The sequence below is a fragment of the Roseateles sp. genome (assembly GCF_044373315.1).
Classification (GTDB): domain Bacteria; phylum Pseudomonadota; class Gammaproteobacteria; order Burkholderiales; family Burkholderiaceae_C; genus JACDQM01.
Window position 1 is genome coordinate 1 of sequence record NZ_JBILQK010000142.1, and the last position, 6013, is coordinate 6013.

The following is a 6013-nucleotide window of genomic DNA, read 5'->3' on the forward strand; positions in this document are numbered from 1 at the left end:
CGGCTGAGAATTGCGGCTGCGCCGCCTTGTCCGCCTTGTCCGCCGTGGCGGTCGTCTTCGTCTTGCGTGGCATTCATGCTCCTTGTCGACATGCTATGCCTCACACACAAAATTTCTGACAGGTTCGCCGTTGTGCAAAGAAAACCGACGGTGGATTGGCATCCAAGTCACCTCATTGCCGACGTCGGATTGAAGCCATCGGTGAGACGCCACGCCCGAGCCTCTTGCTGCCATCAGCAGGGCCGTCCGTCACGTTCTGCACTGGCCCTCCCTTGTTCCTTCGAACGATAGCCAGTCCCTTTGCCTTGGTTCCGAACTCAACGCGGCTGTTCGCCTGAAGTGGATGGATGCAGATCAGCGGCTTGCGAAGGCGTCATTCACTTGCTGAGCTTGCAGGCCGCTGCACGATCGCCCTGATCGCTGCCCGTGACCGATAGGCCCGCGCCAGCAAAGCGCGCGCGGCCGGCAGTTCTGGAAAGGCCTTTTTGGCGTGAATGTGATCCAACGCGCGAGCCGAGAAGTCGCGACCGCGAGCAGCTTGCTAGCGACGACCGGGGTACGGCGTCCAGCGGCGGCACCGCCCAACATGAGATGTCGAGGCCGGAGTTCATTCAGCCGTCCATTGAGCAGGCGCTTTGCGGGCATCAGAGGGGCTGTTGCTTTGACTGCAGTGGGTCGGTTGCGACCTGTCGTCGGCGGGGGGAGCAGCCGTTGGCCGGACCTTGTCGCCAAATCGCTGACCCGGCGGCGCGCCCGCCCCCGTCGAACGTCAAGCTCCGAGGTACAGCGGACAGCCGCTCAAAGGGCTTGCCAACGTCAGGTATCGGCGCCCGCCGACATTCGCTGTCCAAATCCGAACGGCTGCAGACAGCCTGAAGCCGCCCACCACCACGTCGCCACTGCAAAGCCATCCCCTGCACGCAGCGCACCCGGCCATCGGATCAGAGCCAGCGCATGCCCCGCGCCCCCACTTACGCGCTGACGATCCAGCCCTCCACCGGATCAACCACCGCCGGCATACCGTAGCCAGGCTGCCCTTCCGCCCAGCCGGCTTGCAGCAGGCACAGCACAGCATCGAGCCGGTCGCCGCTGGCGTCGTCCACCAGCGCCTCGCGCTGCGCGTGGCTGAGCTTCAGGCGCAGGCCCAGGCGGGTGCGGCCCTGCTCCAGCGCTTCCAGCAGGTCTTTGCGGGCGATCAGGCGTTCGTCGGTCTGCTTAGCGCGGTCGTCGCTCTTATAGCTGCGCCGGCCCAGCACTTCGCGCGCCAGCAAGCCGGGGTAGGCCTCCAGCGCCACGCGCTGCGCATCGCCCGCATGCAGGCCCGGCAGATGCACGCCGGCCTCGATCAGGCGCGGCACGCCAGCGCGCAGCATGTAGGCTACCGGCGGGTTGACCCACTTCATCGACGGCGAGGCGCCGGCCGGAATGTCGGTAGCGCGATGCGCGAACTTGCCGCCCACCGGGCGGGCGGCACAGAAGGCACTGAACTGGGCGCGGATCTCGGCCCGGCTCAAGCCGGCGTAATGCGCCATCAGCGCCGGCCATTGCGCAGGCCAGCCCAGGCTCTGCACCAGTTCGCGCGGCAGGCCGAAAGGAAAGTCGAAACCGCCCAGCCAGGGGCCGGGCCGCTGCAGCAACGCGGCAAAATCTTCCAGGCTGGGCAGGGCCAGCAGCCCTTCCAGCAGCAAGACCTGGCCCCGCCGGCGCCCCAGGGCCACGGTGATGGGTTTGCGACGTGTGGGCGAACTGCTGAAATCGACGCCCAAAAGCTGGTGCGTGTTGCTTGAAGCTTGGCTAGAGTGCATCGGCCGCACTTTATCGAGTGCCGCAATCGGACGAGACCACAAGGACATCCCGCCATGAGCCAAACGCCCGCCGAGGCCCCCAAGACTGAAGACGCAACCAAGCCCGCCAACAGCGCCACACCCGCGCCGCTGTTGGAGCGCCTGGTGGTCACCGAGCACAAGCTGCAGCTGGGCAAGAAGACACTGCACTACACCGCCACCTGCGGCACACTGGTGCTGCGCGAGCCGCAGATCAAGGACGGCGAACACAAGGGCGAGCACACCCGCGCCAGCGTCTTCTTCATCGCCTACGCACTGAAGGACGTGAAGGATCCGGCCAAGCGGCCGCTGACCTTCTCCTTCAACGGCGGTCCGGGCTCGTCCAGCGTGTGGCTGCACCTGGGCATCCTCGGCCCGCAGCGCGTACCGACCGACGAGATGGGCAACTGTGGCACGCCGCCGTTCTCGCTGACCGACAACGAGCACACGCTGCTGCTGGAGTCGGATCTGGTCTTCATCGACCCGGTGGGCACCGGCCATTCGCGCATGGCCGAAGGCCAGAAGGTGGCCGAGTTCCACGACTACCAGCGCGACCTGGATTCGGTGGGTGAGTTCATCCGCCTCTACCTGACGCGCTGGAGCCGCTGGGCCAGCCCCAAATACCTGATCGGCGAGAGCTACGGCACCACGCGCAGCGCCGGGCTGTCACGCCATCTGCAGGAGGCGCACAACATCCACCTCAACGGCCTGATGCTGATCTCGATGGCAGTGGACTTCCAGACCCTGTCCTTCGACCATGGCAACGAGCTGCCCTACCCGCTGTACCTGCCCACCTACGCCGCCACCGCCTGGTACCACAAGGCCTTGCGCGAGACGCAGCAGAAAAAGCCTCTGAAGCAGGTGATCGCCGAGGCCGAAGCCTTTGCCAACGGTGACTACTGGCTGGCGCTGATGCAGGGTTCGCGCCTGGGGCTGGCGGAGCGCCAGCACATCGCCGAGACGGTTTCGTTGCACACGGGGCTGAGCAGCGACTATGTGCTGCGCTGCGATCTGCGGCCCAACGAGTTCCGCTTCTTCAAGGAACTGCTGCGCCAGCGAGGCCAGACCGTGGGCCGGCTGGACAGCCGCTTCCTCGGCCAGGACCGCGACGATGCCGGCGAGCAGCCCGAAGAAGACGCCAGCATGAACAACCTGGTGGGCGCCTACGCAGTGGGCATCAACCGCCTGCTGCGCGAGAAGCTCAACTACGAGAGCGACCAGCCCTATCTGGTGATGGCCCCGCTGTGGAAGACCTGGGCGTGGAAGGACTTCGAGAACCGCTATGTCAACGTCGGCGACAGCCTGCGCCGCGCGCTGCATGCCAACCCGGCGATGCGTGTCTATGTGGCCAGCGGCTACTTCGATCTGGCCACGCCGCATGCCGCCGGCGACTACACGCTGGCGCATCTGGGCCTGCGCGAGAACCTGCAGGACAATATCAAGGTGAGCTATTTCGAGGCCGGGCACATGATGTACATCCATCAGCCCTCGTTGATTCAGATGGCGGCGGAGTTGCGTGCCTTTGTGCGTGGCGATTGAATCGCGGCGGGCTTGACGGCGGCGGCGCGGACACCGATGCTGGCGGCAAACTTCGGGTCCCGCGCGCCTCCATGAGCAGCATCCCCGCCTCTAGCCCAACAGCCTTCGACCAGCACATCGCGCAGGCTGGCGTCGACGCGCAGGCTGGCCGCTACCGCGATGGCATGCTGCAGCTCGACCGGGCCTTGGCGATCTGTCCGGACGAGCGGCACGGCGATCGTGCCCGCGTTCTGGCGCTGCAAGCGCACTTCCACCCGCGCCTGGGTCAGCTGCAGGCCAGTGTGCGCTGCGCCAGCCAGGCCGTGCTGCTGGCCGAGCCGCTGGGCGACGATGCCGTGCTGGCCGACGCGCTGACGTCCTTGACCTTTGTCTATGCCCAGCTGCTGATGGGGCGCGAGGCCCTGCCCTGTGGCCTGCGGGCCTTGGTCGCGGCCCGTCGCTGTGGCGATGTGGTCCGGGAAGGTTGGGCGCTGAACCGCATCGGCGTGGCGCACGCCAGCCTCGAGAACCCAGCCCGCGCCTGCGAGACGACTGAGCAAGCGCTGGCGCTGGCCCTTGACCACGGGCTGACCGAGCTGGCCTTCGGATGCCTGAACAACCTCGCCTATTTCTGGTTGCAGCGGCACGGCGATGCCCAGGAACGCAAGGACGCCAGGCTGACCGAGCTGACGCGACAGAAGGCCCTGGAACTGGCCGAGCAGGCCACGGCTGCGGCGCGTCGGGCGGCCAGCCCCTTCACCATCGCAGTCGCGCTGTCGAACCTATGCGATGCGATGCTGGCCGGCGGCGATGGCAAGGCAGCGCAGCCGCTGATCGATGAGTACGAGGCGCTGTCGCAGCAACAGGGATACCGGGATCTGGCCCTGCAGGCCGGCACACAACGCAACCAGCTGCTGCGCGCCAAAGGCCAGCTCAGGCCTGCACTGGATGGCCTCTATGCCTTGCTGAAGGCTGAGCGCGGCGCGCTGCCACCTAAGCTGCACCGCAGCATCACGCGCGAGCTTTACGCGATCCACAAGGCCTGTGGCGACTATCGCGAGGCCTTGGCCGCGCTGGAACAGTTGGTAGAACTGGAGCGCCAGATCGCCAAGGACATGCAGACCTTGCAGCACGAAGTGCTGGTGATCCGCGAAGAAGTGTCCAAGGCCCAGGAACTGGCCGAGCGGGCGCAGCGCGATGCCATGCGGGAGCGCGAAAGAGCCGGCGAGCTGGAGCGCGCCGCCCACGAGGATGCGCTAACCGGCCTGCACAACCGCCGCCATGCCGATGCGATGCTGCAGACACTGGCCGAGAGCGCGCGCCACGATGGCCGCCCCCTGGTGCTGGCGATGGCCGATGTCGACCACTTCAAGCGCATCAACGACGAATACGGGCACGCGGTGGGCGACCGCGTGCTGCAGCAGCTGGCATTGCTGCTGCGCCAGGGCTTGCGCGGCGCCGATCTGCTGGCCCGCATCGGCGGCGAGGAGTTCCTGATCGCCCTGCTGAACATGGGTACCACCCGGGCGCAGGAAGTCTGCGAGCGCCTGCGCCAATCCGTGGCAGCGCACGAGTGGGACACCCTGGCGCCGGGCCTTCGGGTGACAGTCAGCATCGGGGTGGCCGCCGCCGACGAGGCGGTCGATGCGCAGCGGATGTTCGAGCGGGCGGATCGCGCCCTCTATGCCGCCAAGAAGGGTGGCCGAAACCGCATCGAACTGGGCTGAGGGCATCGCGGACGGCTACAGTCAGCCGCCTAGGTTCCAATCGCGTTTCCGCCCATGAATCCTGCTCTCGTCGACGTGCTGCGCGGCAGCCATCTCGAATCGCTGCATGCCGGCGCGCTGGCCATCGTCGACGCCGACGGCCACAGCGTCTGCGTGCTCGGCGATGTTGAAAGCCCGATCTTTCCGCGCTCGGCCTGCAAGGTGCTGCAGGCGCTGCCGCTAGTGGCCAGCGGCGCGGCCGAGCGCTTCGGCTTCGGCGATGCCGAGCTGTCCATCGCCTGCGCCTCGCACAACGGCGAGCCTGAGCATGCGGCCACCTCGCTGGGCATGCTGCGCAAGCTGGGCCTGGACGAGCGGGCGCTGGAATGCGGCACCCAATGGCCCAGCCGCGAGCCGGTGCTGCGCGGCATGGTCGAACGCCGCGAAACCGCCAGCGCGCTGCACAACAACTGCTCTGGCAAGCACGCCGGCTTCGTCTGCCTGGGCTGCCAGCTGGCAATCGCCGAAGGGCGCGACCCAGCCGAGTTTGTGCACGGCTATATCGCGCCCGATCATCCGGTGATGCGCGAGGTAACGGCCGCGCTGGCCGCCGCCACCAGCACCGACTTGGGCCGCGCACCGCGTGGCACCGATGGCTGCTCCATCCCCACCTTCGGCATCCCCTTGAAGAACCTGGCGCTGGCCTTCGCCCGCGTCGGCACCGGCCAGGGGCTGAGCGAGGCCAATGCGCGGGCGGCGCTGCGGCTGCGCATGGCTGTGGCACGCGAGCCCTTTTATGTCGCCGGTTCAGGCCGTTTCGATACGCTGGTGATGCAGGCCCTGGGCGAGCACGTGTTCTGCAAGGTCGGCGCCGAAGGCGTCTACTGCGCCGCGCTGCCCGAGCGGGGATGGGGCGTGGCCATCAAGATCGACGACGGCGCAGTGCGCGGCGTCGAGGTGGTGATG

Annotated in this window: 4 protein-coding genes; 3 read left to right on the plus strand and 1 reads right to left on the minus strand. The window is 67.3% G+C overall.

Annotated elements, in window-relative coordinates; genetic code table 11:
* Positions 1 to 971: 971 nt before the first annotated feature.
* Complete coding sequence (locus ACIQ67_RS18830) at positions 972 to 1805, minus strand: DUF429 domain-containing protein (protein ID WP_397535913.1); 834 nt, start codon at positions 1803 to 1805, stop codon at positions 972 to 974.
* 54 nt (positions 1806 to 1859) lie between these two features.
* Between ACIQ67_RS18830 and ACIQ67_RS18835 the strand changes: the two genes are divergently transcribed.
* The 3 genes from ACIQ67_RS18835 to ACIQ67_RS18845 form a co-directional block, all read left to right on the plus strand.
* On the plus strand, positions 1860 to 3362 hold the full coding sequence (locus ACIQ67_RS18835) for a S10 family peptidase (protein WP_397535914.1): 1503 nt from the start codon (positions 1860 to 1862) through the stop codon (positions 3360 to 3362).
* Between the two features lie 71 nt (positions 3363 to 3433).
* Positions 3434 to 5068: a diguanylate cyclase gene (locus ACIQ67_RS18840; protein ID WP_397535915.1), complete on the plus strand. Its 1635-nt coding sequence runs from the start codon at positions 3434 to 3436 to the stop codon at positions 5066 to 5068.
* Positions 5069 to 5122: 54 nt separating this feature from the next.
* A partial coding sequence (locus tag ACIQ67_RS18845; RefSeq protein ID WP_397535916.1) for an asparaginase occupies positions 5123 to 6013 on the plus strand: 891 nt, incomplete at its 3' end.

Bases quoted from the DNA above. Each gene is read 5' to 3' on its own strand.
- ACIQ67_RS18830 (WP_397535913.1), bottom strand. From the start codon at position 1,805: ATGCACTCTAGCCAAGCTTCAAGCAACACGCACCAGCTTTTGGGCGTC.
- ACIQ67_RS18835 (WP_397535914.1), top strand. From the start codon at position 1,860: ATGAGCCAAACGCCCGCCGAGGCCCCCAAGACTGAAGACGCAACCAAG.
- ACIQ67_RS18840 (WP_397535915.1), top strand. From the start codon at position 3,434: ATGAGCAGCATCCCCGCCTCTAGCCCAACAGCCTTCGACCAGCACATC.